This is a genomic window from Pseudarthrobacter sp. NIBRBAC000502772, from assembly GCF_006517235.1.
In the GTDB taxonomy this organism is placed as follows: domain Bacteria; phylum Actinomycetota; class Actinomycetes; order Actinomycetales; family Micrococcaceae; genus Arthrobacter.
In genome coordinates this window covers 4,574,038-4,598,360 of record NZ_CP041188.1, presented here as the reverse complement: position 1 = coordinate 4,598,360, position 24,323 = coordinate 4,574,038, and the positions used below count along the sequence as shown (strand labels likewise).

23 protein-coding genes and 2 pseudogenes are annotated in these 24,323 nt (G+C 67.1%); 6 read left to right on the top strand and 19 right to left on the bottom strand.

Translation table 11 applies throughout. From position 1 onward, the window contains the following. The first annotated feature begins 1 nt into the window (after position 1). Complete coding sequence (locus NIBR502772_RS21335) at positions 2–1,063, top strand: NAD(P)-dependent alcohol dehydrogenase (RefSeq protein WP_141141707.1); 1,062 nt, start codon at positions 2–4, stop codon at positions 1,061–1,063. 2 nt (positions 1,064–1,065) lie between these two features. Next, on the top strand, positions 1,066–2,019 hold the full coding sequence (locus NIBR502772_RS21330) for a carbohydrate kinase (RefSeq protein WP_141141706.1): 954 nt from the start codon (positions 1,066–1,068) through the stop codon (positions 2,017–2,019). 77 nt (positions 2,020–2,096) lie between these two features. On the opposite strand, the gene NIBR502772_RS21325 is transcribed toward NIBR502772_RS21330, so the two are convergent. Then, complete coding sequence (locus NIBR502772_RS21325; RefSeq protein WP_141141705.1) at positions 2,097–2,444, bottom strand: cupin domain-containing protein; 348 nt, start codon at positions 2,442–2,444, stop codon at positions 2,097–2,099. A gap of 76 nt (positions 2,445–2,520) precedes the next feature. Between NIBR502772_RS21325 and NIBR502772_RS21320 the strand changes: the two genes are divergently transcribed. After that, positions 2,521–3,618, top strand: coding sequence for a D-TA family PLP-dependent enzyme (locus NIBR502772_RS21320; protein WP_141141704.1), 1,098 nt, complete (start codon positions 2,521–2,523; stop codon positions 3,616–3,618). A 105-nt stretch (positions 3,619–3,723) separates the two neighbouring features. On the opposite strand, the gene bcp is transcribed toward NIBR502772_RS21320, so the two are convergent. From bcp to NIBR502772_RS21270, 10 genes and pseudogenes are all read right to left on the bottom strand, one after another. Then, the gene (gene bcp, locus NIBR502772_RS21315; RefSeq protein WP_141141703.1) at positions 3,724–4,191 is read right to left on the bottom strand and encodes a thioredoxin-dependent thiol peroxidase; all 468 of its coding nucleotides are present in this window, start codon (positions 4,189–4,191) and stop codon (positions 3,724–3,726) included. An 82-nt stretch (positions 4,192–4,273) separates the two neighbouring features. Then, complete coding sequence (locus tag NIBR502772_RS21310) at positions 4,274–4,972, bottom strand: winged helix-turn-helix domain-containing protein (protein ID WP_141141702.1); 699 nt, start codon at positions 4,970–4,972, stop codon at positions 4,274–4,276. An 11-nt stretch (positions 4,973–4,983) separates the two neighbouring features. Next, positions 4,984–6,345, bottom strand: a complete 1,362-nt coding sequence (gene allB / locus NIBR502772_RS21305) for an allantoinase AllB (protein ID WP_141141701.1) — start codon at positions 6,343–6,345, stop codon at positions 4,984–4,986. Beyond that, entirely contained in the window at positions 6,338–7,525 is a 1,188-nt protein-coding gene (locus tag NIBR502772_RS21300; RefSeq protein ID WP_141141700.1) for a glycerate kinase, read from the bottom strand. The genes allB and NIBR502772_RS21300 overlap by 8 nt, the downstream gene beginning before the upstream one ends. A gap of 25 nt (positions 7,526–7,550) precedes the next feature. Beyond that, positions 7,551–9,329 (bottom strand): glyoxylate carboligase, encoded by a 1,779-nt coding sequence (gene gcl / locus NIBR502772_RS21295; RefSeq protein ID WP_141141699.1) that lies wholly within the window; start codon positions 9,327–9,329, stop codon positions 7,551–7,553. A 129-nt stretch (positions 9,330–9,458) separates the two neighbouring features. Next, positions 9,459–10,336, bottom strand: a pseudogene (locus NIBR502772_RS21290) (2-hydroxy-3-oxopropionate reductase). Between the two features lie 30 nt (positions 10,337–10,366). Continuing rightward, on the bottom strand, positions 10,367–11,167 hold the full coding sequence (locus tag NIBR502772_RS21285; RefSeq protein ID WP_141141698.1) for a hydroxypyruvate isomerase family protein: 801 nt from the start codon (positions 11,165–11,167) through the stop codon (positions 10,367–10,369). Positions 11,168–11,394: 227 nt separating this feature from the next. Next, complete coding sequence (locus NIBR502772_RS21280) at positions 11,395–11,571, bottom strand: CsbD family protein (protein ID WP_056340807.1); 177 nt, start codon at positions 11,569–11,571, stop codon at positions 11,395–11,397. Positions 11,572–11,854: 283 nt separating this feature from the next. Beyond that, positions 11,855–12,109, bottom strand: a complete 255-nt coding sequence (locus NIBR502772_RS21275) for a hypothetical protein (RefSeq protein WP_141141697.1) — start codon at positions 12,107–12,109, stop codon at positions 11,855–11,857. Positions 12,110–12,112: 3 nt separating this feature from the next. Further along, positions 12,113–12,754: an NADPH-dependent F420 reductase gene (locus NIBR502772_RS21270; protein ID WP_246848623.1), complete on the bottom strand. Its 642-nt coding sequence runs from the start codon at positions 12,752–12,754 to the stop codon at positions 12,113–12,115. A 326-nt stretch (positions 12,755–13,080) separates the two neighbouring features. Between NIBR502772_RS21270 and NIBR502772_RS21265 the strand changes: the two genes are divergently transcribed. Together NIBR502772_RS21265 and NIBR502772_RS21260 are read left to right on the top strand one after the other, a co-directional pair. Next, entirely contained in the window at positions 13,081–13,680 is a 600-nt protein-coding gene (locus NIBR502772_RS21265; RefSeq protein WP_141141695.1) for a hypothetical protein, read from the top strand. A 198-nt stretch (positions 13,681–13,878) separates the two neighbouring features. Next, complete coding sequence (locus NIBR502772_RS21260) at positions 13,879–14,811, top strand: threonine/serine dehydratase (RefSeq protein WP_141141694.1); 933 nt, start codon at positions 13,879–13,881, stop codon at positions 14,809–14,811. Positions 14,812–14,815: 4 nt separating this feature from the next. On the opposite strand, the gene NIBR502772_RS21255 is transcribed toward NIBR502772_RS21260, so the two are convergent. Beyond that, positions 14,816–15,625 (bottom strand): carbonic anhydrase, encoded by an 810-nt coding sequence (locus NIBR502772_RS21255; RefSeq protein ID WP_168223595.1) that lies wholly within the window; start codon positions 15,623–15,625, stop codon positions 14,816–14,818. 132 nt (positions 15,626–15,757) lie between these two features. Continuing rightward, positions 15,758–16,663: a helix-turn-helix transcriptional regulator gene (locus NIBR502772_RS21250; RefSeq protein ID WP_141141692.1), complete on the bottom strand. Its 906-nt coding sequence runs from the start codon at positions 16,661–16,663 to the stop codon at positions 15,758–15,760. 137 nt (positions 16,664–16,800) lie between these two features. Here NIBR502772_RS21250 and NIBR502772_RS21245 point away from each other — a divergent pair. Further along, a pseudogene (locus NIBR502772_RS21245) lies at positions 16,801–16,986 on the top strand (aldo/keto reductase); the annotation flags it as partial. A 102-nt stretch (positions 16,987–17,088) separates the two neighbouring features. On the opposite strand, the gene hutG reads toward NIBR502772_RS21245, so the two are convergent. From hutG to NIBR502772_RS21215, 6 genes are all read right to left on the bottom strand, one after another. Next, positions 17,089–18,039: a formimidoylglutamase gene (gene hutG, locus NIBR502772_RS21240; RefSeq protein ID WP_141141691.1), complete on the bottom strand. Its 951-nt coding sequence runs from the start codon at positions 18,037–18,039 to the stop codon at positions 17,089–17,091. After that, on the bottom strand, positions 18,036–18,791 hold the full coding sequence (locus NIBR502772_RS21235; RefSeq protein WP_168223594.1) for an IclR family transcriptional regulator: 756 nt from the start codon (positions 18,789–18,791) through the stop codon (positions 18,036–18,038). The genes hutG and NIBR502772_RS21235 overlap by 4 nt, the downstream gene beginning before the upstream one ends. Positions 18,792–19,003: 212 nt before the next feature. Next, positions 19,004–19,816 (bottom strand): bifunctional allantoicase/(S)-ureidoglycine aminohydrolase, encoded by an 813-nt coding sequence (locus NIBR502772_RS21230; protein ID WP_141142209.1) that lies wholly within the window; start codon positions 19,814–19,816, stop codon positions 19,004–19,006. Between the two features lie 10 nt (positions 19,817–19,826). Continuing rightward, positions 19,827–21,119: an aldolase gene (locus NIBR502772_RS21225; protein WP_141141689.1), complete on the bottom strand. Its 1,293-nt coding sequence runs from the start codon at positions 21,117–21,119 to the stop codon at positions 19,827–19,829. Positions 21,120–21,122: 3 nt separating this feature from the next. Then, complete coding sequence (gene aceB, locus NIBR502772_RS21220) at positions 21,123–22,721, bottom strand: malate synthase A (protein WP_141141688.1); 1,599 nt, start codon at positions 22,719–22,721, stop codon at positions 21,123–21,125. A gap of 16 nt (positions 22,722–22,737) precedes the next feature. Then, complete coding sequence (locus tag NIBR502772_RS21215; RefSeq protein WP_141141687.1) at positions 22,738–24,132, bottom strand: NAD-dependent malic enzyme; 1,395 nt, start codon at positions 24,130–24,132, stop codon at positions 22,738–22,740. Between the last annotated feature and the right edge of the window lie 191 nt (positions 24,133–24,323).

Genomic DNA, 24,323 nt, shown 5'->3' with positions numbered 1-24,323 from the left:
GATGACAACACCCACCGCCCAGTCCACCACCCTGGCCCCCGCTGACCTGCCGGCAACGATGCGCGCCTCCGTCCTGAAGCGTCAGGGTGACATGGTGATGGAAACCCTGCCCCTTCCGCAGCTCGACGCAGACCAGGTCCTGGTGCAGGTGGCCGCCGTCGGCGTCTGCGGCAGCGACGTCCACTACTACGAGCACGGCCGGATCGGCGACTACGTGGTGGACCACCCGTTGATCCTGGGCCACGAACTCTCCGGCCGGATCGCCGCCGTCGGAAGCGCCGTTGACCCGGCCCGCATCGGCAACCGCGTCGCCGTCGAACCCCAGCGCCCCTGCCGCACCTGCAAGCAGTGCAAGGCCGGACGCTACAACCTGTGCCCGGACATCGAGTTCTACGCCACCCCGCCGATCGACGGCGCCTTCGCCGAGTACGTCACCATCCAGTCCGACTTCGCCTACGACATCCCGGACGGTGTCAGCGACGAGGCGGCGGCCCTCATCGAGCCGCTCTCCGTGGGCCTCTGGGCCTGTGAGCGTGCAGAGATCAAGCCGGGCAGCCGGGTCCTGATCGCCGGCGCCGGCCCGATCGGAATTATCGCCGCCCAGGCCGCACGCGCGTTCGGCGCCACGGAAATCTACATCACTGACATCGCCGAGGACCGGCTCGCGTTCGCGCTCGAACACGGCGCAACGCACGCGCTGAACGCCAGGACGGACAGTGTGGAAGGGCTCGACGTCGACGCGTTCATTGACGCTTCCGGCGCACCGCAGGCGGTCCGTTCAGGAATCAAAGCCGTCGGACCGGCCGGCAGGGTCATCCTTGTCGGTTTGGGGGCGGACGACGTCGAGCTTCCCGTCTCGTTCATCCAGAACCGGGAAATCTGGCTCTCCGGCGTGTTCCGCTACACCAACACCTGGCCGCTGGCCATCCAGCTGATCGCCGACGGAAAGGTGGACCTGGACATCCTCGTGACCGGAAAGTTCACGCTTGCCGAGTCCGAGGAAGCCCTGAAAGCCGGCAAGCAGGCCGGCCAGCTCAAAGCCGTCGTCTACCCGGGCCGTTGACCATGATCACCGTCATCGGCGAAGCGCTCGTGGACATCATCAGCGACCCCCGCAGGCCTGGCGGAATCCAGGCCCATCCGGGAGGCAGTCCCCTCAACGTGGCTGTGGGCGTGGCGCGGCTGGGTCTGGCGACCAACCTTGTGACGCACTACGCCGATGATCCGCCTGGGCACATGGTCGAGGAGCACCTGAGCGCGAGCGGCGTCACCGCGATTAGGGGCGGCAGCGCACGGACGTCGACGGCGATCGCCACGCTGGGTCCCGACGGCGGCGCCACCTACGCGTTCGACATCAGTTGGGACATCAACGGGGCGGCCCTTCCTGCACTTGAAGCGGTGCAGGACTCCAAACACGTCCACACGGGATCGATCGCGGCCGTGCTGGGGCCGGGTGACCAAGCCACGTATGGACTGTTGGAGGCCGCCCGTGAGCGGGCGACGATCAGTTTCGACCCCAATTGCCGGCCGGCGATAGGCCCCGATGTTGCCGCGGCCCGCACGCAGGCGGAACGCTTCGTCGCCGCCAGCGACATCGTCAAAGCCAGCGATGAAGACCTCGCCTGGCTTTATCCGCACCGAACGCCGGAGGAAAGCCTGGCCGCCTGGCTTGAACTCGGTCCCGCACTCGTAGCCCTGACCCGCGGCGCATCCGGCCCGGTCATTCTGGCCCGCCAAGGTCGCGTGGAAATGGCTGCCGAACCCGTTACCCTGGCAGACACCGTGGGCGCCGGCGACTCCTTCATGGCCGCACTCATCTCCGGCCTGGACCAGCTCGCGGCGCTCGGAACCGGCGGCCGGCAACGGCTCCAAAGCCTGTCCCACGATGAACTGCATGCGCTCGCCGCCTACGCCAACGCAGCCGCGGCGATCACCTGCTCCCGGCCGGGGGCAAACCCGCCCCACTCGGCCGAACTCGGCCCGCTGTCTGTTCCCGTGCGGACGCAGTTAGGGCATTAACGAGAGCGGACGACGGCGGGAGGTCCCGCCGTCGTGCGTCCGCTTGTTTGGGGCTCCAAGTGTCCGTTCGCGCCGGGTTACGGGGAGGGCCGAACAACAACGAGCATGCTGCAGCCGGCGCCGCTGACGTAAGGGCCGTGACGCATGCCGGGCGGACGGCACGCGTACATGCCGGCGGTAAAGGTCTTCCCGAGGGTCACATCGGTGAGTTCGCCCGAGAGAAGCATGACCTCTTCCCAGTAGTCGTGGACGATCACGCCGCTGGCTAGGGTGTCGGCACCGGGCTCATACCGTTGGAGCAGGGTCGAATCTCCGCTAAGGGGGTCCGCAGCGAGGATCTGCTCCCAGATTCCGTGTTCGGCGTCGCCGTTTGTCTTCTGCCAGCCAACGATCGGTTCGTGGAACTCCAGCTCCGGTTTGCGCATTGCATCTCCTTCAGTCCCACCGACGGTCAGTGTTGTATACATAGAGTATGCGAGGGGTTCAACATAAGGTGTAAGGATGACCATCCCAGCGGAAATCGACACACCTGAGATCATCATCGACCGGGACGTGCTCCAGCGAAATATCGACCGCATGGCAACGGCTGTCCGGGCCAAGGGCCTGCACCTCCGGCCGCATGTCAAGACGCACAAAGTGCCCGAAATCGCTGAACTGCAGCTGGCAGCCGGAGCCGTCGGACTGACTGTGGCCACCCTCGGAGAGGCCGAAGTCTTTGCAGAGCACGGGGCCAAAGACCTCTTCATCGCGTATCCACTCTGGGTCGGTCCCCGACAGGCTGAACGCCTCCGGCGCCTTGCAGCAAAAGCCAGGATCGCAGTTGGTCTGGACTCGCGGGAAGCAGCCGAAACCATGGCCGCGTCGCTCGGCGGTGCCGTCGGTGAGATTGAGGTGGTGCTGGAGATCGACAGCGGCCATCACCGCAGCGGGATAGCACCCGACGCCGCTGTCGACGTCGCCCAGGCCGCGGCGCGGGCAGGGCTGCGGGTAACGGGAATTTTCACGTTTCCAGGGCACAGCTATGCCCCGGGCATGCCGCTGAAGGCTGCGGACGAGGAACGGTTGGCCCTCGGCAAAGCCGCCGACCTGCTCACCGCAGCAGGTTTCCCCATCACCCACGTCAGCGGCGGGTCCACGCCCACCGCCACCCTCACGGGCAACTCCGGAGCGACAGAAGTCCGGCCCGGCGTGTACGTCTTCGGAGATGCCCAGCAGCTGGAACTGGAACGCTGCGCAGCCGAAGACATCGCACTGACCATCGCGGCAACAGTCGTCAGCCGGCATGAAGGCACCGACCTCATCCCGCGGAGGGCCATCCTGGACTCCGGCAGCAAGATCCTCGGCGGGGACCGGCCCGGCTGGGCCACCGGCTTCGGGCGGCTCCTTGACCACCCGGACGCCCGCATCACCGCGCTGTCAGAACACCACGCCACCGTTGTATGGCCGGAAGAGGCAACGCTGCCGGCTCTCGGAGACCGGCTGCGTGTGGTCCCCAATCACGTCTGCATCGCCATGAACCTCGTCGACGACGTCACCGTGGTCAGCCGAGGCGAAATCGTGGACCGCTGGCACGTGGCCGCGCGCGGACGCAACAAATAACCCGCAAGAAGCAGCTACGACGGCAGAAGCAGCTACGACGGCGGGAGGTCCCGCCGTCGTGCGTCCGCTCGGCCAGGGCCGCAGTGTCCGTTCGCGCAGGTTTCCTTAGACGCCGAGCTCAGCCTTAAGCGCTGCGACGTGGCCCTGGGCCTTGATCTGGTACTGGGTGAGCGTGACCTTGCCTTCGGCGTCAAGCACCACGGTGGAACGGACCAGTCCGTCAACCACTTCGCCGTTCACGAGCTTTTCGCCCCAGGCGCCGTAGGCCAGCGCCACGGCGTGGTCCTCGTCGGAGAGCAGCGGGAACGTCAGGGCGAAGTCGCCGGTGAAGGCTGCCAGCTTCTCCGGCGCGTCCGGGGAGATGCCCAGGACCTCGTAGCCGGAGGACTGCAGACTGGCGAGATTGTCGCGGAAGTCGCAGGCCTCGGTGGTGCAGCCGGGGGTGGCGGCCTCCGGGTAGAAGTACACAATGACGTTGCGTCCGCGGTAATCGGAGAGGGAGACCTTCTGGCCGTCGGCGTTGAGCAGTGCAAAATCGGGGGCCTGGGTTCCGGCGAGGAGTTTCTGGGTCATGTTTCGATCCTTGATTCGTGGGGCAAACGAGTTGTGGGGCAACCGCCGTGGCCGGCGATCAGCTACCGGTGCAACGGGATGCCTAGATGCAGTATTCCGCGGGTCCGCGGACAGTGCTGCCCGGTCCGGGCACAAACTGGTAGCCGCCGCCGCGCACCGTGGCGATGGCGTGGCGGGCCGAGCCCAGCTTGCGCCGGACGCGTCCAACATACACGTCGATGGAGCGGAATGCCGCGCCGGGGCAGTCCAGGGATTCCAGGACGCGTTGCAGTTCTTCACGTTGAATCGTCCGCGACTGGTTTTCCACAAGGTACCTCAGGAGGCTGAATTCCATGTGGGTGAAGCTGACCGGGACACCATCCAGAAGGACGGTGTCCGCGGCCAGATCCACTGCCACGATGCTCCGCCGCCCGGCCAGGGAGACTGGCGGGGCGACGACGGCGGCGGTGCCGTTTCCGGCGTCGGACGCCGTTTCTGAAACATTCGCGCCGCCGTCGGGAACGTCGGGACCGGCTGAACCTTCGACGCCGGACGTCCCGGTTCCTGCCGCGGTCCACAGGTGGAATCCGGCTTCCGGAGCGAGCTGGCGGGCACGCGCCAGGACCGCTTGGGCTGCCTGGGCCCAGACCGCCGGGTCGATGTCCTGGCCTTCACAGGGCTGGAGCCACACCGCCAGGCCGCGCGGCTGAAGCCCTGGCTGGAGGCCGGGACGGGCGCCCGGACTAACGCCAACACGGGAGCCGGCGCGCCCCGGGTACGGGGCATGGACGTTGACGGCCATCGCGCTGCGCCTCAGACGCCGCCGCGGCGGATCAGCTTGCCGCTGGGCGTGCGGCCGTCGATCTCGTTGCCGCGAAGGAACGTTTTGCGGACGACGCCGGAGAGCGCCTTGCCGTCGTAGGGCGTGATGGGGTTCTTGTGCTTGAGCTTGGTGACGTCGACCACGAACGCGTCATCCGGCGCGAAGATGGAGAAGTCCGCGTCGTAGCCGAGGGCCAGCTGGCCCTTGTTGTGCAGGCGAGCCAGCGCGGCGGGCTTCTCAGCCATCCAGGACACCACCTGTTCCAGGCTGATGCCGCGGTGCCGGGCCTCGGTCCAGATCAGGGACAGGCCCAGCTGCAGCGAGGAGACGCCGCCCCAGGCCACGGCGAAGTCGCCGTTTTCCAGGTCCTTCAGGTCCAGGGTGGAGGGGGAGTGGTCCGAGACGATGCAGTCGATGGTGCCGTCCTGCAGGCCCTTCCAGAGCAGCTCGCGGTTGGAGGCCTCACGGATCGGCGGGCAGCACTTGTACGCCGTGGCGCCGTCGGGGATTTCCTCGGCCATCAGGGTGAGGTAGTGCGGGCACGTCTCCACGGTGAGGTGGACGCCGTCGCGCTTTGCGCTCGCGATCATGGGCAGCGCATCGGAGGACGAGAGGTGCAGGATGTGGGCGCGGGCGCCGGTCCAGCGGGCCCGCTCGATGACCTCGGCGATGGCCTTGTTCTCGGCGCCGCGGGGGCGGGAGGCCAGGAACGTTTCGTAGTGGTCGCCGCCGGGGTGCGGGGCGCGGTCGATCGCGTGGGAGTCCTCGGCATGGACGATCATGAGCGAGTCGAAGGACTTGAGTTCGGCCATGTCCTCCTCCATCTCGTCCGCTTCGAGGTGCGGGAACTCGTCCACGCCGGAGTGCAGCAGGAAGCACTTGAAGCCGAACACGCCCTCGTCATGCAGGCCGCGGAGGTCCTTCTTGTTGCCCGGTACGGCGCCGCCCCAGAATCCGACGTCCACAAACGCCTGGTCCTCGGCAACCTCGCGCTTGAGCTTGAGGCCTTCCACCGTGGTGGTGGGCGGGATGGAGTTCAGCGGCATGTCGATGATGGTGGTGACACCGCCGGCGGCGGCGGCACGGGTGGCGGAGGCGAAGCCCTCCCACTCGGTGCGGCCGGGCTCGTTGACGTGGACGTGCGTGTCCACGAGGCCGGGGATGAGGGTTTCGTCGTCGGCCAGGTCAATGACCTGCGTGCCGGTGAGGCCGTTGCCGAACGGTTCGATGGCGACGATCACGCCGCCGCGGATGCCGACTTCGCGGGCGGTGATGCCGGCGGTGGTGAGGATGCGCTGGCCGCGGATGACGGTGTCAAACGAGCCGGCCGCCGGGGTGATTTCTTCAGACATGGACGTTCTCCTTGGTGTCGGTACGCGCTGCATTCGCAGGCAGGTGCACGCCGATGTGCCTACCCAATTCTTCAAGCAGCGGGCCTGCTTCGGCCATACATTTTTCTACATTGGTCTCAAGATCGGTCAGGGCGTGAACGGCTTTGAATCCGGCTTCGGTGAGTTGTTCCGGGCTCAGCGTACTGCGGCCGCAGACGGCAATCACAGGGATTCCGGCACGTGCCGCGGCGCGTGCCACCCCCATGGGCGTTTTGCCGAGCAGGCTCTGCTCGTCCAGGCTGCCTTCGCCGGTGATCACCAGGTCCGCGCCGGCCAGCCGCTGCTCCAGTCCAGTGAATTCGAGGACGACGTCGATGCCCGGCCTGCGTGCCGCGGCCAGCGCCGCGATGGCAATGTAGCCGACGCCGCCGGCCGCTCCCGCACCGGGTGCGACGGCGGCCCTCTCGGCGCGGGTGCCGATCTCGCCGGCGAGGACCGAGACGAAGTTCGCCAGGGCGGCGTCGAGGGCGATGACGTCACTCGGGGTCGCGCCTTTCTGCGGTCCGAAGATCGCGGCGGCGCCGCTGGACCCCAGCAGGGGATTGTCGACGTCGGACGCCAGGGTGAAGCGGGCGTCCTCCAGCCGGACGTCCAGGCCGGAGAAATCGATCCGGTCCAGGCGGGCCAGGGCGGCCCCGCCGCCGGGGAGCTCGTTGCCCTCTTTGTCGAGGAAGACCGCGCCGAGGCCCTGCAGGACGCCGGCGCCGCCGTCGGTGTTGGCGCTGCCGCCAACGCCCAGGATGATCTGCCGGCATCCCAGGTCCAGGGCGGCACGGATGAGTTCTCCGGTGCCCATGCTGGTGGCGGTGGTGGCCGTTCCGGAGTCCGGGCCGCCGCCGTGGATGACAGAGGGCAGCAGCGCGAGCCCGGATGCCGCGGCCATTTCAATCACGGCCTCCCGGCCGCGGACCGCGAAGTCGGCGCGGACCGGCTGGCCCGTGGGGCCGGTGACAGTGGCGGTCCGGCGGGTGAAGCCGGAGCCGACGGCGGCGTCGAGGGTTCCCTCGCCGCCGTCGGCCACCGGAATGAGTGTGGTCTCGAGGTCCGCCACAGCTGACTGCAGTCCCGCGCTCAGGCGGCTGGCGACGTCGGGGGCGGACAGCGAACCTTTGAACTTGTCCGGGGCGATGACCACACGCATTCCGGTACCTCCTCTCAGTTTTCTACTAGTCCAGCAGGGCGATGATCGAAGTGGGGGCGTCCGCGCCGCGGGCCGCCAGCTCCTCGAACTCGTTCACGGCGTTGATTTCCACGCCCATGGAGATGTTGGTGATCTTCTCCAGGATCACTTCAACCACCACGGGAACCTGGAACTCGCCCATCAGTGCCTTGGCCTTGTCGAAAGCGGCCGGCAGATCCGACGGGTCTTCCACGCGGATGGCCTTGCAGCCCAGGCCCTCGGCCACCTTGACGTGGTCCACGCCGTAGCCGTTGGTCTCGGGGCTGTTGATGTTCTCGAACGCCAGGGACACGTTCTGTTCCATCTCGAAGCCGCGCTGCGACTGGCGGATCAGGCCCAGGTAGGAGTTGTTCACCACCACGTGGATGTACGGCAGGTTGAACTGCGCGCCCACGGCCAGCTCCTCGATCATGAACTGGAAGTCGTAGTCACCGGACAGGGCAACCACGGTCTCGTCCGGCTTGCCGCGGACCACGCCCAGGGCGGCCGGGGCGGTCCAGCCCAGAGGGCCCGCCTGGCCGGCGTTGATCCACTGGCGCGGGCCGAACACGTGCAGCAGCTGCGCGCCGGCGATCTGCGACAGGCCGATGGTGGACACGTACGTGGTGTCCTTGCCGAACGCCTTGTTCATTTCCTCGTACACGCGCTGCGGCTTGATCGGTACGTTCTCGAAGTGCGTCTTGCGCTGCAGGGAGCCCTTGCGTGCGGTGCACTCGGCAACCCAGCCGGCGTAGTCCGGCAGGGACTTCGCTGCCTGGCGCTCGCGTGCCAGCTCAATCAGCCCGTCCAGCGCCGCACCGGCGTCGGACGCGATGCCCAGGTCCGGTGAGAACACGCGGCCGATCTGGGTGGGCTCGATGTCGATGTGCACGAACTTGCGGCCGGCCGTGTAGGTGTCCAGACCGCCGGTGTGGCGGTTGGCCCAGCGGTTGCCGATGCCGATCACGAAGTCGGAGGCCAGCATGGTCTCGTTGCCGTAGCGGTGGCTGGTCTGCAGCCCCACCATGCCGGCCATCAGCACGTGGTCGTCCGGGATGGTGCCCCAGCCCATCAGGGTGGGGATGACCGGAACGTTCAGCAGTTCGGCCAGTTCCACCAGCTGCGCGGAGGCGCCGGCGTTGATGATGCCGCCACCGGCCACGATCAGCGGGCGCTCGGCTGCGGTCAGCATGTCCAGGGCCTTTTCCAGCTGCTTGCGGCTGGCCGTGGGCTTCTGGACAACGATGGGCTCGTAGGCGTCGATGTCGAATTCGATCTCGGCCATCTGCACGTCGAACGGCAGGTCCAGCAGGACCGGGCCCGGACGGCCGGAACGCATCAGCTGGAAGGCCTTCTGGAACGCGCCCGGAACCTGGCCGGGCTCCATGATGGTCATGGCCATCTTGGTGACCGGGGCGGCAATGGTCTGGATGTCCACGGCCTGGAAGTCTTCCTTGTGCAGCTTGGCCACGGGGGCCTGGCCGGTGATGCAGAGCATGGGGATGGAATCCGCCCAGGCCGCGTACAGGCCGGTGATCATGTCCGTGCCGGCAGGGCCCGAGGTGCCGATGCAGATGCCGATGTTGCCATCCTTGGCCCGGGAATAGCCGTCCGCCATATGGCTGGCGCCTTCTACGTGGCGGGCCAGCGTGTGGCGGACGCCGCCGTTCTTCCGCATTGCCGAATAGAACGGGTTGATTGCCGCCCCTGGCAAGCCGAACGCCTCAATGGCGCCTTCCTTAACCAGGATCGCGACGGCAGCGTCAACGGTGCGCATCTTAGTCATTGTGTACTCCTTGAAAAGTCTGTGGGGTGCCCGCTGGGGGCGGAATTTGGGTGTGGTGGGGGAGCCGCCGTCGTGATGTACGACGGCGGATCACCGGTTTGCTTCTTGTCCGGCTACTGCCGGAGGTGCCTACTTGCGGCCGCTGAGCTGCAGGACCTGCTTGAAGAGGCCGGAGTGGTCGAGGCCGCCGTCGCCCTGGTTGACGGTGGCGGCGACGAGCTGTGCGACGACGGCGCCGAGGGGACGGCGACGTTGGCTTCGCGGGCTGCTGAGGTGACGATGCCGAGGTCCTTGTGGTGGAGGGCCAGGCGGAAACCGGGGTCGAAGTTGCGGTCGAGCATCTTCTGGCCCTTCTGGTCGAGGACCTTGGAGCCGGCCAGGCCGCCGCCGAGGACCTTGAGGGCGGCGTCGGTGTCCACGCCGTAGGCCTCAAGGAAGGCGATCGCTTCGCCGAGGACCTGGATGTTGACGGCCACGATCAGCTGGTTGGCTGCCTTGACGGTCTGGCCGGAGCCTGACGGGCCGACATGGACGATGGTCTTGCCAACGGCGTTCAGGACATCCTGTGCTGCCTCGAAGTCGGCTGCCTCGCCGCCCACCATGATGGAGAGTGTGGCGTTGATGGCGCCCTGTTCGCCGCCGGAGACCGGGGCGTCGAGGGGGCGGATGCCGGCTTCTTTGGCATCGTCGGCGAGGCGCTTGGCGACGTCCGGGCGGATGCTGCTGGCGTCGATCCACAAGGTGCCCTTCTTCGCATTGGCGAAGACGCCGTCCTTGCCGCTGACTACGCCCTCGACGTCGGGGGAGTCCGGCACCATGGTCATGACGACGTCGGCGTCCTTGACGGCGTCCGCGATGCTCGTGGCACCCTGGCCGCCTTCGGAGACGAGCTTGTCGATCTTGTCTTGGCTGCGGTTAAAGCCGGTGACGGTGTGGCCGGCCTTGACGAGGTTGATGGCCATGGGGAGGCCCATGATTCCGAGTCCGATGACTGCAACGTTGCTCATTGTGGTTCCTTTACTGAAAGTTTGTGGGGACTAGCGGCTGGCGCGCTGGCGGATGGCCCAGCTGAAGGCGGTTTCCGCCGGTTCCTTGTATTCGAGGCCGATGTAGCCGTCGTAGCCGAGTTCGCGGCTGCGGGCGATCCATTCGCCGAGGGGAAGCTCGCCGGTTCCGGGAGCCCCGCGGCCGGGGTTGTCGGCAATCTGGATGTGGCCGAAGTCCTTGGCATGGTTTTCGATGACGGCTGCGACGTCGTCCCCATTGACTGCCAGGTGGTAGAAGTCCGCGAGGAGCTTGATGTTCTCCGCGCCGGATTCCGCCTTGACGCGGGCGATCACCTTGAGGGCGTCCGCTGCCGTGAGGAGCGGGTACTTGGCGGCGCCGCTGACGGGTTCGAGGAGGACGGTGCCGCCGATGCCTGCGACGCCGGCAGCTGCCGCGGCGAGGTTTTCGGCGCCGACGGCGTCCTGCTTCTCGGCCGATTCGCCGTCGACGCGGTTGCCGTAGAGGGCGTTGAAGGCCTTGCAGCCGAGGTGCTCGCCGATGCCGGCGACGACGTCGATGTTGTCCAGGAATTCGGTGGAACGCGCGGGCCATGAGACCAGGCCGCGGTCGCCGCCGGGCATGTTGCCGGCGTTGAAGTTCAGGCCGGTGAGCTGGACGCCGGCATCCTTGATGGCGTTCTCAAACCCGGTGACCTGGGCGTCCGTGGGGACGGAGGTGTCGAAGGGCCACCAGAACTCGACGGCGTCAAACCCGGCAGCCTTTGCGGCTGCGGGGCGCTCGAGCAGGGGAAGCTCCGTCAAGAGGATGGAGCAGTTCACTGTGTACGTCATCGTAGGTCCTTCCGGGGAGGGCTTTGATCTATCTTCCGCTTGCTTGGCTCTTCTCGAGTTTCCGCTTTGTGGAATTTAGATTCTGCTTTATGAAAAGTTTAGGGAAGGTGGAGGCGCGAGTCAAGGGGGTGTGTGGGTTGGGAGGGGGTGGGGACAGCAAACTCTTCCCGACCGCGCACAGAAAAACGGGCGGCTCCTGGCGGGGCCGCCCGTTCGATTGATCGTATTCAGTGCCGCTTGAAGGCGTGCCTGATCTTTTCGCCGGCTTGCTTGAGGTCGGCCCGGACTGCGCGGGCCTTGCCTTCCGCCCTCATGCGGTCGTTTCCGCTGACCTCACCGGCGGCTTTCTTTCCCTTGCCGTGAAGCCTCTCCGCGGCGTTGTGGATCCTGTCACCCAAACCCATTGCGGTCCTCCTTGTGGTGCGGCTGGTTCGGCTGATTGCCGCCTATGCCGCCACTTAAATTGTAGAAAGGAATGGCCCCCACGGACCGGTGGGCAGCCCAAAAGATCTGCGGGAATGCGGGGGATTTAGGTAGTTCCGGTATCGGTCCCGCGGCTGAGTCCTGGCCTTCAGCGACGCCGACGCCGGCGGACGAAATCCTGGACGGCTGCGCCCGCCAGACCGATGGCCAGTGCCAGGAGGACGGTCGGGCCGGCCCCGCCGTCGGGTCCGATACCCGTGGCCGTCAGGCCCCTGGATTTCGCCGACCGAGCAGGAGCGCCACCATGCTCGCAGCGATGGCTGCGATGACCCCTGCGAGCAGCCCGGCGAAATAGACGCCTGACAGCGCTCCGCCCGCCAAGCCGGCGTCGAGCGCTGAAAACGCCTGAACCGTCACCGTGGCCTGCACCGCGAGAAGCCCGCCGGCCGCACACCAGACAACCAGCCGTCGTCGGGCGGGTGACCAGAGCCGCACTGCCAGGCCGGCACCGCCCGCCAAGCGTCAGACGGTCCGCGGCGCCTTGGCCAGGGTCTCGCTGAGTTCAGCAGCGTTCTGCCGCACCACATTCGCCGGACGGCCCGGCTCCGCGCGCCAGCTCTCTGAGAGCGGGCCGAGGTCCACCGTGTCGAAGCCGAACTCGTCATACAGCTTCGTCACGAGCCCGCTGGCCTCGGCGAAGTCGCTCGCGGTGGCCAGGGCACGGCGGTTAGGGGTGCCGGGAGGCGTGCCGTCCGTGGTGATCTCGCTGTACCGGATGTGGTTGAAGCCCTTCGCCACCTTGGACGTCGGCAGGTGTTTCTGGACCAGTGCGGAGGACGTGGTTTCGCCGGCGTCGAGGGCCGGAACACGGCCGTCGCGCTTCCAGTAGTAGTTGCCGGTATCGATCACGATCTTCCCCGCGAGCGGCTCCACGGGGATGCTGCCGAGGCTCCTGAAAGGAATGGTCACGACGGCGAAATCGCCCGCCGCTGCCGCTTCGGCCGGCGTCGCGGCCCCGGCGCGGGGTCCCAGTTCCGCCACGAGTGCGGCCAGCGTTTCGGGGCCGCGGGAATTGCTGATCACCACGTCGTAGCCGAGTTCCACCGCTTTGCGGGCAACCTGGCTGCCAATGTGTCCTGCGCCGATGATTCCGATGGTTGTCATATCCGGGGAAACACCGGCGCCCGCAGGGATATTTCGTTCGGAATGTGTCTCTTGTGTTGAACTCTGGTGCCAACGGCGCCCTGAGAGTAGCGTTTTCCGCATCAGAAATCTCCGCTGATCTGGGCTCCGGACACATTCTTGGTGTGGAGGTGCCCCTTGTGAAAAGTGGTGGAGCGGCATCACAGCCGAATCTCAAACTCATTGTCTTGTGCGTGATGCTTCTGAATTCCCTGGCCGTGGTTGCCTCCTCTCCGTCGATCGCCACCCAAGCAACGAACAGATGATCTCTGGCTCGCTGCTGCGGGCCACTAATCGAGGAGGATGAAATGAAGCACAAGGTACTCGCCACCGTGGGAGCGGTGATCTCCGCGATCGGAATCTCGGTCGCATCGGCTGCCCCTGCGTTGGCCGGGCGGCCGCTCGAGCACGACCACTTTACAGAGTCCAGCAGCGCCATTGCCCAGGAAGAATTCCCCGGATTTTGCGCCGGGATCGTAGACTTCCCCGTGCGACACGACAGGCATGCCGAGGGGATGTTCCTCTTCGTTCATCACGGCGACGGCCTCGCATACGGAGGGGGTCCGATCCGCTCAACCGATGTGTGGACAAACACCTTGAACGAGCAGACCTACACGATCACGGAGTCAGGCCAGGCACGGGACCACAAAATCACCGACAACGGCGATGGCACCCTGACCGTCGAGATCGCTGTCTCCGGCGTCCAAAAGGTCTACGGCCCGGACGGTACGCGTCTCTTCATGGACACGGGTACCTTCAGGTTCGCGATCCTCATGGATCACGGCGGCACACCTGCTGACCCCTCCGACGACGAGTTCATTAGGGACCTCGGCGAGACGGCCAGTCACGGGCAAGCGGACACGGCAGGACGCGACTTCTGCGAAGACCTCGTCATCTTCATCGGTTAACAAATTCAAGCGGCCCCGGGAACACGACCGGCAGCAGGGCCGGTAATCCGGCATGCCGCGAACCCGGCGCGCGCAAGCGGCCCATTTCCCTCTTTGGGACGCTTTTGCGCCGAGACACTGGGACGGAACGACGGCGACACCACGCGGGCGATAGCCTGAACGTTGTACCCAGCCCCACCCCGGAACGAGGATTTCCCCATGATCACACGCACCGACGTCGACGAAGCCGCTGCCCGGATTGCGGGGAGGATCCGCGTCACGCCCGTGCTGGCGGCTGACCGAGGCCAATTCCCCGGCGAGGTGTGGCTCAAATGCGAGTTCATGCAGCACACCGGCACCTTCAAGGCGCGGGGTGCGTTCAACCGGGTCCTGGCCTGCCGGGAGCGCGGCGAACTCAAGGACGACGTCGGCATTGTGGTGGCCTCCGGCGGCAACGCCGGGCTCGCCAACGCCTACGCGGCCACGGAAGTGGGGGTCCCGGCCACGGTGTTCGTGCCCGAGACCGCCCCTGCCGTGAAGGTCAAGAAACTCTGGGACATCGGCGCCAACGTGGTCCAGCGCGGCGCCGAATACTCCGAGGCCTACGACGCCGCGATGGCTTACGCCGCCGAGACGGGCGCGGTCTACTGCCACGCCTACGACCAGCCCGAGATCGCCGCCGGCGCCGGCACCATCGGAACCGAGCTGCTGGAGCAGCTGGGCGACGTGGACACCGTGGTGGTGGCCGTGGGTGGCGGCGGGCTCATGGCGGGCGTCGCGGCCGCCGTGGAAGGCCGGGCCAAAGTGGTGGGCGTCGAGTCCCACTCAACGCCCACCCTGCACGCCGCGCTCGCGGCCGGGACCCCCGTGGACGTGGCCGTCTCCGGGATCGCCGCCGACTCGCTGGGGGCCCGGCAGATCGGCCGGATCGGCTTCGACGTGGCCGTCCGTACCGGTGTCCGCGCCGTGTTGGTCTCCGACGAGGACATCGTGGCCGCCCGCTCCCTGCTGTGGGAGGAGTACCGCATCATCGTGGAGCACGGCGCGGCCACCGCTTTCGCCGCCCTGCTCTCCGGCGCCTACGTCCCGGACGACAGCGAACGAGTGGCCGTGATCCTCTGCGGCGCCAACACGGACCCCGCCACGGTCTGAGGTTCTACTGGTCCGCCGCGACGACGTCCCTCCCGTTGAGCGGCTGGAGCGGCCGGCTGTTGCCCGCGTGCGCCGCGCGAAGTGTGGCGAGCTGTCCGGCTCCCAGCTCAATGGGGGTCTCGAGGAGCAGCCAGCGCACGCCTTCCGAACAGGGCGGAGTGGTCAGGCTGCCGTCATACGCGAAATGATCCAGCGAAGCCGGGAACAGCGCCGGGAAGTCCACGACGCCGGCCACCACCTTCTGCCCGCCGGCTGCGGCGGGCACGCCGTCCGTGAACGGCGCCCACGCCGCATTGGTAGCCCCCACCGTGGCGAGGATCCCGACGACGGCCAGCCCGCCGTCGTCGGCCTGGTGGACGAAGTGGAACTCCGCTTCGTGCCGCACACCGCCCAGCGTGTGCTCGGACGGGGCGTGGAAATGCATCTGCTTGAAGGCGTACTGCTTGCCGCCAACCGTGATGCCCTGGGCCGAGAGGGCGTGCAGCTCGGTGGTGTGGCCGTTGTCCGTCATCTCGCCTTCCGAGGCGGAATAGGCCAGGGCGAGCGGCGCGGGGGAAAGGCCCGAACTGCCGCCGACCTCGATGGGGGACTGGGCGGTGCCGGACGAGCAGGAGCCGAAGTCGGAACTCAGGGTGCCCCAGTGTTCAGGGCCCTCGGCGCCGTCGTAGGACCAGGCGTGTGGAGCTGCGGAGGCGGACGGCGATGGTGCCGCGGCCCCGGCGGCAGACCTGCTGCAGCCGGTGACAAGTGCCAGCAGCCCCAGCCCGGATCCAACTATCAAAGACTTCCTGGTCATTACTGTGGCGCTGCGCATTTCCATCCTTCGGGTCGTGTAGGTCCGCACCGGCGAGCCCGATGCGGACCTACGACGACTACCACGGGGGCCGGTGTCAGGTCTTGTCACAGACGCCCACCGCAGGATGTGACCCGCTGTCCTTCCCGGAAGTCAGGGCGCCTTGCTAGCGCCGGACGCGTCCGTGTCTTCCGTGGCCCGAGGGGCTGCCGCGGCGGCCAGCACTTCGGCGCCGAAGCTGCCGAGCAGGGTCAGGGAATCGGCCGATGGCGAGTCCGGCTTCGCTGAATACACCCGCAGCACCTGGTCTGGATCGTCGGGAAGCGTCAGGTCTTCGAAGTTCAGTTCCAGGTCCCCGACGACGGGATGGTGCAGCCGAACGCTGCCTGCGGACCCCGTTGCCAGCCGGTGTCCGGCCCACCATTGGCGGAAGCGTTCGCTGTGCACTGCGAGTTCGCCGACGAGCTGATTGGCCTGGGGGTCGTTGGGGTGCCGGCCGATATCCGCGCGCAGGGTCCCGACGGCTTCGGCCGCCACGGTCTCCCAGTCCCGGAAGAGATCGTGGGAGCGTGGATCGAGGAAGATCCAGCGGGTGAGGTTCCGCTCCGCCGCCGGCATGGCCGGGAATTCCGCAAGCAGAAGGAACGCCAGGCGGTTGCCGGCCAGAACATCTGTGCGGCGGCCCAGGATCACGGCGGGAACGTTGCCCACGGCGTCCAGGAGTTGGCGGAGAGCCGGCCGAACAACCTGTTCCGGAATGGGTGAATGCTGGGACTTCGCGCAGTTCTCCAGAAGGTCGAACATGTGCGCCTGCTCGCCAGGATCCAGGCGCAGGGCCCGCGCCACTGAATCCATCACCGCCCGGGACGGGTGGATGTTCCGGCCTTGTTCGAGGCGGGTGTAGTAGTCGGTGCTCACGTCCGCAAGGCGCGCGATTTCCTCGCGTCGCAGCCCGGGGACGCGCCTGCCACCGGTGGTCGCGGCTATCCCGGCCTGCTCCGGCGTCAGCCGCGACCGCATTGCCTTCAGGAACTTTCCAAACTCCGCGCTCTGACCCATGCCTTCCATTGTCCAAGCCGGCGTCCCCGCTTTCCAGTGACGAAGGTAGGAGTGCCAGTCCTAGGAAAAGGAGGGAATGGCATATCTGCTGACACGGCCTGCCGGCGTGCCTAGCGTTGAATGCATAACCCGCCCGTGCGAACTTCCTGGCTGACCACCTGGACACGCTCCTGGCGGTGGCGGACGTTGTCCCGGCCGTCAACCAGATCGAAATCCACCCCTCGTTCCAGCAGCAGGAGCTGGCGGCAAAGAACCGCTCCCTGGGCATTGCGGTGGAGGCGTACAGCCCGTTGGGGCAGGGCGCCGATCTTCCAGCGGCGGCTGGCCAGTCTCCTGCATGAAGCCGCGTGGGCAATTGAACCTGAACAGCGGACGGCTACCGAGCCCTGACCGTGAGTTTCTGGGGAGGGGAGGCGGGCTTGCGGCTACGCATGCCGGTGCCCGGATCGCTCTGCGGCGATCGTGTGGATGAGGCGTGCGGCCGTGCGGGCCGTGCGGGAGTCGACGTCGAACCTGGGGTTCAGTTCGACGACGTCGACGACGGCGAGCTTGGGGGAGCGGGCCAGCTGGCGGCATACGTCCAAGACGACGGAGAGCGGAACGCCGTACGACGCCGGTGCGCTGACACCGGGGGCGACGTACGCGGGGAGGACGTCGAGGTCGATGGTCAGGTAGACGACGTCCACGGAGTCGATGAAGTCCTGCGTGAACTGCCGGACCTGCTCAGTCTTGGACTCGGTGCATTCCTCGTCCAGGAGGTACGTGACGCCGAGCTCCCGGGCTGTCTGGAACAGGGCCTCGGTGTTGCCGGGCTGGCTGATGCCCACCACCGTGTAGTTGAACCCGTGGCCCAAGGCTTGCTCCGCTTCGGCCACTTGCCGGAACGGTGTTCCCGAGGACGGGATGGCCTCCGCTCGGAGATCGAAATGCGCGTCCAGGTTGAGGATGCCGATCCGGCGTCCATCGGTGACCTGGCTGGCGCGGAGGCCCGTGTACGTGCCGAAGGCGGTTTCGTGGCCGCCGCCAAGGATGACGGGCAGGTGGCCCGCGTCCAGGGCCTGGCGGACGGCCGCACCGAGGCGCTCCTGGCCGTCCTCGAGGTTTCCGTCCACAACGCTGGTGTCGCCAAGGTCGTGGACCAGGAGTTCCGCCGGCGCCGCCATGGGTGCCAGGGCGGAGCGGATGCTTGCGGGACCGTCGACGGCGCCGACCCGGCCTTTGTTCCGGCGGACGCCTTCATCGCTGCGGAACCCAAGGATGGCGATTCCCGTGGTGCCGGCCTGGGCCGTGTTTACTGCGTGGTGCCAGCGCCGGTGCTCTGGGCCGGGGCCGTCGTCGCGGCCCGTCCACGTGTGCTGGGTGGTGGGGTTGGTCATCGGGATCCTTCTCCGTGTCCGAGCGCCAATGCGGCGTCACGGGTGCTTGCTATGAGTTGCTTTTCGCGCCGGACCGCCCGGTCCGCCGGAGCCATGGTGCTGACGGCACCCAAAAGCCGGCCGCCGTCGTCGAACACGGGGAAACTGACGCCCCAGACGCCCGCATCCACCGCCCCGTAGCTGAGGCCGAAGCCGCGGCCCTGGACGAGCTGGAGCTCGTGGTTCAGGTTGTCTGCGTCCTCGGAGCTAAGCCCGAGGCCGGCCACGATCCTGCTCTGCTCCTGGGGGTCCAGGTGTGCCAGCAGGGCCATGGCGCTGGCGCCCTTCAGCAGGGGGAGCGAGCTGCCCGGCGAGTAGCTGCAGCGCAGCATCTGCGGGCCTTCGATGGCATCCACGCACAGGGCATCCGCACCGCGGACCACCAGGTAGGCGGCCAGCTCCTGGGTTTCATCCGAGAGCAGCTGTAGCTGCTCCGAGATGCGGCCCTTGACCATGGCCTCCTGGTGGAAGTTGGCGGCGAGGCGCAGGGTTTCCGGGCCGGCGCTGTACTGCCCGCGGCGCCTGGTCTGCGCCACCAGCCCGGACTGCACCAGCAGTGCCAGGTGCCGGTACACGGCACTGGCGGGGATGCCCGTTGTTTTGCTGATCTGGGCTGCAGTCAGAGTCCGGTGCCGCGCGAATTCGAGCAGGATGTCGACGAACCGCGAGGCGTTGCCTTCCGGTGTCACGGAATGGCTCGGATCTGTAGGCATAACACCGACGTTAGTGGCTGGTATCACGGATGGCATCACGAAGTTCCCATTGCGTGGGAATTTATTTTCCGCGGGGTGGGAATTGGCCGTTAACGCGAAATCGCCGGAACCATGTCCGGGTCGCAAATTTGCAGCGACCCGGTATGGTTCCAGCGATTTCGGCGGCCAGCCGGTAAGAGCCAGCCGGTAAGAGCCAGCCGGTAAGCGGCGGCCTAGGTCAGTTTGATCTGGCGGTTCATGTCCTTGTAGAGCAGGTACCGGAACTCGCCCGGGCCACCCGCGTAGCAGGCCTGCGGGCAGAAGGCGCGCAGCCACATGAAGTCGCCTGCTTCCACTTCGACCCAGTCGTTGTTGAGCAGGTACATGGCCTTGCCCTCCAGGACGTACAGGCCGTGCTCCATGACGTGGGTCTCCGGGAACGGGATGACCCCGCCCGGCTGGAACGTCACGATGTTCACCTGCATGTCGTGGGCCAGGTCGCTGGAATCCGTGAAGCGGGTGGTCTTCCAGGCGCCGTTGGTATCCGGCATCGCGGTGGGTTCCACTTCGGCATCACTGGTGACGAAGGACTTTGCCTCGTAACCCTCCAGCCGCTCGTAGGCCTTGCGGATCCATTGGAAGGACACAATATCGTCGGAGATGTTTTCCAGGCCCCACGTGGCACCGGCGGCCAGGTAGGCGTAGCCGCCTTCCTCCAGCTGGTGCAGTTCGCCGTCGAGCGTCAGGTTGACCTTGCCCTTGGTGACAAAGACGACGCCTTCAACGCCGGGCTCAAACTCGGCCTTCGGAGCGCCGCCGCCGGGGCCAATCTCCACGATCAGCTGCGAGAACGTGGTGGCAAACCCGGAGATCGGGCGGGCCAGGATCCAGGAGCGGGTGTTGGAGAAACCCGGCAGGGTGCTGGTCACGATGTCGGTCATAACGCCCTTGGGGATGACCGTATAGGCCTCCGTGACGATGGCCCGCTCCGTGGTGAGGTGCGTCTGCGGCGGCAGCCCGCCCTGGGGGTAGTAGTACTTGCCCATCATTGGATCCTTACTTTGAAGTGGAGTGTGCCAGCCGCGGGTGCGCCAGTGCGGTCAGCTGGGAAAGTTCGACGCCGGCGAGCGCCTGGACCTCTTCGGTCCCCACTGCGCCGCACTGGACGCCGCGCAGGACGAAGGCGGCCAGGGCCCGGGCGGTGGCGGGTTCGTCCATGACCCCGCCTTCGGTGCCGTCTGCGTTGTCTCGTTCCACGTAGGTGCGCAGGCGTGCCGCGGCGGCCGGAAGCCCCTCGCGGTAGAACGCATACGTGGCGGCGAAACGGCTGGGCAGCTGGGCGGCGTGCAGGTCCCAGCCCTGGTAGTAGCCGCGCTCCAGCGAGCGGCGGACGAGGCGTCCGTGCAGCTTCCAGGCATCCTCGACGGCGTCGCCCACCGGGATGATGTTGGTGGAACCATCGGAGAGGCGGATGCCCGTGCCGGCGACGGCCAGCTGCATGACTTCCTTGGCGTAGTCCGCCACCGGGTGCTCCATGGACTGGTACTCGGCCGAGATCTGCAGCGACGCGGAGTAGTCGTAGGTGCCGTAGTGCAGGGCGCTGATGCGTCCCGGGACCACATGCGGCAACTGCGCCACAGGGGAGGTGCCTTCCGGCCCGAGGATCAGCTGCGGCGTCTCCACCTGGACCTCGAAGCGGAGCCGGCCGGCGCGAAGCCCGTGGACTTCCTCCAGCCGGGACACGGCGAAGTCCATCGCCTGGACCTGGGCCACGGTAGTGACCTTGGGCAGGGTCAGGATGAGCCCGGCAGGAAGTTCGCCGGCCTGCGCGAGTGTTGAGACGAACAGGTCCAGTGTCTTCAGGCCGCGGGCCCGGCTGGGCGCCTCGAAGCACTTGAACCGGATGCCGATGAACGGCGGCGCGGTGCCGGCCGCGACGGCGGTGGCCACAGCGTTGGCGGCCGCGACCGCTGCCGCGTCCTCTGCCTCATCGCCGCGGTCGCCGAAGCCATCCTCGAAGTCGAGGCGCAGGTCCTCGATCGGTTCCGTGCGCAGCTTGGCACCGACCCGTGCGGCGACGGCGGCAGCCAGCTCCGGCTCCTGACCCAGCAGCGCGCCGAGCTTCTCGAGCCCGCCGTGAGCCTCCGCCGTCGTAAGCGCCTGGGCACCCCAGTCGGCAGCGAACGACGGCGTGAAACGGTCCGCCGGCACGTACACGGTGTGCACGGGCTGGCGGGTGCCGTCGTCGCCCGGGTAATTACGTTCCAGCAACTGGTCGGTGGCGGCCAGCTGTGCGTCGATGGCGGCAAGGTCCGCCGCGGAGAGCGACGGCGTGGGGGAGACCGCCATGACTCAGCCCACCAGTTCGTAGGCCGGAGTGGTGAGGAAGTCCGTGTAGTCCTCGGACAGGCAGATCTCGGCGATCAGCTTGCTGGCCGGCTGGTAGTACAGGCGGAAGGCCTCGTCGCCGAATTCGGTCCGGAGCCGTTCCGTTTCCTCGCCCAGGATCTTTTCGACCAGTTCGCGGGTGACGGTGTTTCCGGTGTCGGCGAGGACGGACTTGTTGCGGATCTGCTGCCACACCTGCGAGCGGGAGATCTCGGCCGTGGCGGCGTCCTCCATGAGGTTGTGGATGGCCACGGCGCCGTTGCCGGAGAGCCAAACGGCGGTATAGGCGACGGCGACATACAGGTTCAGGCGCAGCCCGCCCTCGGTGACCTGGCCGTCAGCCGAGGCGATGTCGATCAGCTGGTCCGCAGTAACCGAAACCTCGGGGCGCTGCTTGTCCAGCTGGTTCGGGCGCTCGCCGAGGACGGCGTCGAACACCTCGCGGCAGGTGGGGACCAGGTCCGGGTGGGCCACCCAGGAGCCGTCGAACCCGTCGTTGGCCTCGCGGGTCTTGTCCGCGCGGACCTTGGCGAAAGCGGCCTCGGTGACCTCGGGGTGCCGGCGGTTGGGGATGACGGCAGCCATGCCGCCCATGGCGAAGGCACCGCGCTTGTGGCAGGTCTTCACCAGCAGCTCGGTGTAGGCCCGCATAAACGGAGCCGTCATAACCACCGAGGCGCGGTCCGGGAGTACAAATTCCTCGCCAGCGTCGCGGAAGTACTTGATGATGCTGAACAGGTAGTCCCAGCGGCCGGCGTTCAGGCCCGAGGCGTGGTCCCGGAGTTCGTAAAGGAACTCGTCCATCTCGAAGGCGGCCGGGATGGTTTCGATCAGCATGGTGGCGCGGACGCTGCCCTGCGGGATGCCGAGGAAGTCCTGGGCGAACACGAAGACCTCGTTCCAGAGGCGGGCCTCGAGGTGCGATTCCATCTTGGGCAGGTAGTAGTACGGGCCGTGGCCGTTGAGCAGCAGCTGCTTGGCGGTGTGGAAGAAGTGCAGGCCGAAGTCCACCAGCGCACCCACGGCGGGTTCGCCGTCGATCAGCAGGTGCCTTTCCGGCATGTGCCAGCCGCGGGGGCGGGCCACCACAACAGCCAGCGGCGCGTCGGTGCGGAGCGTGTATTCCTTGCCTTCGGGCGAGGTGTAGGCCAGGGTGCCGGTTGCGGCGTCGCGCAGGTTCAGAATGGAGTCGATGACGTTGGGCCACGTGGGCGTGCTGGCGTCCTCGAGGTCCGCCAGCCATACCTTGGCGCCGGAGTTCAGGGCGTTGATGGCCATCTTGGCCGGGGTGGCCGGGCCGGTCATCTCGACACGGCGGTCCTGCAGCGCGGCGGGCGCCTCGGCGACCTTCCAGTCGCCGTCGCGGATTTCCTGCGTCTCCGGGAGGAAGTCCAGGCGGCTGGTGCGGGCGACGCCGTCGCGCTTGGCCTGGCGGGCCTCGAGCAGCTCGTTGCGCGTTCCGGCGAAGCGCCGGTGCAGATCCTCGATAAAGGCCAGGGCCTTGGGCGTGAGGATCTCTTCGGCGCGGGCGACCGGCTGGCGGTCGGTAACAGTGATAGCCATATTCGTAAGTCCTTTTCTAGAGAGCGCGGGCGGCGTGAGCGGCGCCTGCCACTGCGGCAGCCACATCGGCGGCTACATGAGGATCGAAGACGCTGGGGATAATGTAGCTCGCGTTCAGCTCGTCGTCAGCTACCCGGTTGGCAATGGCGTCTGCGGCGGCCACCAGCATCTCCGGCGTGATGTCGCTCGCGCCGGCGTCGAGCAGCCCCCGGAAGAAGCCCGGGAAGGCCAGCACGTTGTTGATCTGGTTGGGGAAGTCGCTGCGGCCCGTGGCCACCACGGCCGCGTGCTTGGACGCAATGACAGGGTCGATCTCCGGGGTCGGGTTGGCCATGGCGAACACGATCGCATTCTCAGCCATGGCGGCGACCTGCTCCTCGCCGATCACGTACGGGGCGCTGACACCGATGAAGACGTCGGCGCCAGCCATGGCCTCGTGCAGGGTTCCGGAGAAGCCCTCCTCGTTGGTGTTCGCGGCAATCCAGGCGCGGTGCTCGTCGTCGTACTGCTCGCCCGAGTGGATGGCTCCGGAGCGGCCGGCGGCAACGATGTGCTGCGCGCCCTGGGCCTTGAGGAGCTGGATGATGGCCGAGCCGGCGGCGCCGACGCCCGAGACAACAATGCGGACCTCGGGGAGCTTCTTGTCCACCACGCGCAGGGCGTTGTGGAGGGCCGCGAGGGTGACGATGGCGGTGCCGTGCTGGTCGTCGTGGAAGACGGGGATGTCGAGTTCATCGCGCAGGCGCTTCTCAATTTCAAAGCAGCGCGGCGCAGCAATGTCCTCAAGGTTGATGCCGCCGTAGACGGGCGCCATGGCCTTGGCGATCATGATGATTTCCTCGGTGTCCTGGGTGTCCAGGCAGACCGGCCAGGCGTCAACGTTGGCGAACTGCTTGAACAGGGCGGCCTTGCCTTCCATAACGGGCAGCGCCGCGGCCGGGCCGATGTTGCCCAGGCCCAGGACGGCCGAACCGTCGGTGAGGACGGCGATGGTGTTGCGCTTGACGGTCAGGTTGCGGGCCGCTGCCGGGTCCTCGGCGATCGCGAGGCAGACGCGGGCGACGCCGGGCGTGTAGGCACGGGAGAGGTCGTCGCGGTTGCGCAGGGCTACCTTGGGGACCACCTCGAGCTTGCCGCCGAGGTGCATGAGGAAGGTGCGGTCCGAGACGTGCTGGACCGTGACGCCGTCGAGCGCGTTCAGGGCGTCCTTGACGCGGGCGGCGTGGTCGTCGTCGGTGGTGTTGCAGGTGACGTCCACAACCAGGGTGTCGTGGTGGGATTCGGTGACGTCAAGCGCCGTGATGGCTGCACCGGCTGCGCCGACGGCGGCAGCGAGTTCACTCGTGGCAGTGAAGCTGGACGGCGCCGCGACGCGCAGGGTGATCGAATTTCCGGGGCTCGGGTTCGCCATTGAATTTCCTCCTCGTGGGGTCCGTTTCCGGACCGCTTGTGCAACCGAATGTTTTCGTATTATGGATATTATTATCTGCCAAGTGGAAATGCAACCCCCTGGCGGTCATGTTTGGGGGCATCGCGTCCGGCCCGGCGGTGCTGTATGTTGAGTGTTCTAAGCAACTCTTTTCACGATGTGGATAAGAGTTG